Genomic DNA, 2,587 nt, shown 5'->3' on the forward strand with positions numbered 1-2,587 from the left:
CTAGCGGAGAGGACTATCGTCACGGCGAGCTGGTCGCGCGCGGCACGCGCGGCGTGTGGGGCGAGCCGCTGCTGCCCGGCAAATACGCGTTCAACACCTATGCCGGCAAGATCGTGATCGTGCCGACGACCAACTTCATCCTCAAATGGGACCAGGACACGACCGGGCAGCACAAGCTGGACGAGAACCTGTCCGAAGTATCGCTCATCACCCGCGACGCGTTCGAGCCGACGCTGCCGCTGTCGGTCGTCGTCCACATCGACTACCGCAAGGCCCCGCTCGTCATCCAGCGGTTCGGCGACATCCGCAAGCTGGTCGAGCAGACGCTGGACCCGATGGTGTCGGCGTATTTCAAGAACGTCGCGCAGAAGAAGACGCTGATCGAGCTGCTGCAGGAGCGGTCGGACCTGCAGGAGCAGGCGGGCGACGAGATGCGCGCCAAGTTCGGCGCGTACAATCTGGAGATGCAGGAAGTGCTGATCGGCACGCCGCGCGCGGCGGCGGGCAACGACCAGATCGAGCAGGTGCTCAACCAGCTGCGCCAGCGCCAGATCGCCGAGGAGCGCGTCGCGACGTTCGAGAAGCAGAAGGTCGCCGCCGAGGGTGAGAAGTCCCTGCGCGAGGCCGAGGCGCGCGCGCACGGCCAGACCGCGATCACTGAGTCCGAGCTCCAGATCCAGGTGCAGGAGAACCAGGGCAAGGCGTCGCTGCGCCGCGCGGGGCAGGAGGCGGAGCAGACCCGCACGCTCGCGCGCGCCGAGGCCGACCGCACCCGCATCACCGGCGAGGGCGAGGCGGCCAAGGTGGTGGCGCTGGCGGGCGCGGAGGCGGAGCGGATCACCCGCACCGGCCTCGCCACCGCCGAGACGATCGAGAAGCAGGCGGCGGCGAGCGGCGGCGCGCAGTTTCAGCTGACTCGGCAGGTGGTCGAGCGGCTGGCCGAGGCGCTGGAGAAATCGGGCGTCGATATCGTGCCGCGCGTGCAGATCAACTCGGGCGGTGCCGGCGACGGGCAAGGCGGCGCGGGCCCGCTCCAGGCGCTGATCGGCATGATGCTGTCCGAAAAGGGCCAGGCGATGCTCGCTGCGCCGGCCAACGACGCGCGGTCCGGAGAGCGGGACGTGGCGGCGGAGTGACCTGACCTCCGCCACCCCCTTCCGTTCACCCTGAGCCTGTCGAAGGGCTGTCCTTCTTTCCTCCACCGCTGGGAAGAAAGACGGTGCTTCGACAAGCTCAGCACGAACGGTTTTGGGTGAGGCCTTCGCCGGCACCAGCGTGAACGATCGATTACGGGATATGCGTGCACTCCCGAACCGGCCCGCGTGAACAAACGGCCACCCCGCCCGTTGGGCCGCCGAACCCTTCATTCAGGAGACCATCATGGCGAAGACGAAGACCGTCGACGCGGCCCAGCCGCAGTACAAGGTCGAGCCGCGCGAGATCCAGCCGTTCGGCACGCTCAAGTCGCTGCCGCTCGCGCTGGAGGACAACGCCCGCAAGCAGAGCATCGACGTGCTGAACCAGGTGCTGGCCGACACGATCATGCTGCGCGACATGTACAAGAAGCACCATTGGCAGATGTCGGGCGCGACCTTCTACCAGCTCCACCTGCTGCTCGACGCGCATTACGAGGAGCAGGCCAAGCTGGTCGACCTGATCGCGGAGCGGATCATGGCGCTGGGCGGGATCAGCATCGCGACCCCGCACGACGTCGCCGAGACGACCCGGATCGCGCGCCCGCCCAAGGGCCGCGAGGACGTGCCGACGCAGCTGTCGCGCCTGCTGGAGGCGCACGAGATCGTGCTGCGCCAGAGCCACGAGGGCGCGGACCTCGCCGACGACGCGGGCGACGACGGCACCAACGACCTGCTGGTGAGCAACATCATCCGCACCAACGAGCCGCAGGTGTGGTTCCTGGCCGAGCACCTGACCGAGACGCCGCTGGTCCGCGAGGACAAGTGACGCCGGCCGGAACGGCTGTCGGGCGGGAAGGGCGGACCGGCGGCTCCGTCCCTTCCCCCGGCGTCATGATCCGCGGCGGCTCTCGGGCGTCGGACCAGGATGCGGTTCGCCCCGTTGGCCAAGGACGCTCGTCAAGGGACTGAAGGAGGAGATGATGCGCGCGAACACCAGGAACACGAATATGGTCGCCGAGAAACCCTGAGCCACGGCGACCGCCTTCAGGATGCCATGTGGGGAGACATCGCCGTAGCCGATGGTGAACTGCGTCATGGCGCTCAGATAGAAGCCCTGTTTCGGGGCGGACCCTAGGGGAGACATCAGGCCGGGATTGAGAGCGTAGACCAGGCCGAAGATGGTCATGATCTCGGCGAAGTTGATCCCGGCCAGGACGATCATGCGCGTCGACGACGCGACCTTGTGGTCCGCACGGCCGCTCAGCGCGTCGAATATCGTCGCGCCTAGCACGACCTGCAGGATCTCGAACAGCCGCCAGACCGCTATGATCTGGACGATGCCACGGGCACCCGGCGGCACCGCACCTAATAGTGTGGCCGTGACAGCGATCGCCTCGACGGCCAGCCAGCCGGATATGTACAGGTCGATCGCGAAAGCGCGTCGTCTCGCG

3 protein-coding genes are annotated in these 2,587 nt (G+C 67.6%); 2 read left to right on the forward strand and 1 reads right to left on the reverse strand.

Annotated features, from left to right (window positions below):
• Both HUU96_RS14735 and HUU96_RS14740 read left to right on the forward strand, forming a co-directional pair.
• A partial coding sequence (locus tag HUU96_RS14735; RefSeq protein ID WP_254605260.1) for an SPFH domain-containing protein occupies nucleotides 1-1,136 on the forward strand: 1,136 nt, incomplete at its 5' end.
• Between the two features lie 244 nt (nucleotides 1,137-1,380).
• Entirely contained in the window at nucleotides 1,381-1,962 is a 582-nt protein-coding gene (locus tag HUU96_RS14740) for a Dps family protein (protein ID WP_174293486.1), read from the forward strand.
• A 63-nt stretch (nucleotides 1,963-2,025) separates the two neighbouring features.
• On the opposite strand, the gene HUU96_RS14745 is transcribed toward HUU96_RS14740, so the two are convergent.
• Nucleotides 2,026-2,587, reverse strand: a 562-nt coding sequence (locus HUU96_RS14745; protein WP_174293487.1) for an ion channel, incomplete at its 5' end; no start/stop codon positions are given.

The organism is Sphingomonas bacterium, from assembly GCF_903644135.1.
Lineage (GTDB): Bacteria > Pseudomonadota > Alphaproteobacteria > Sphingomonadales > Sphingomonadaceae > Sphingomonas.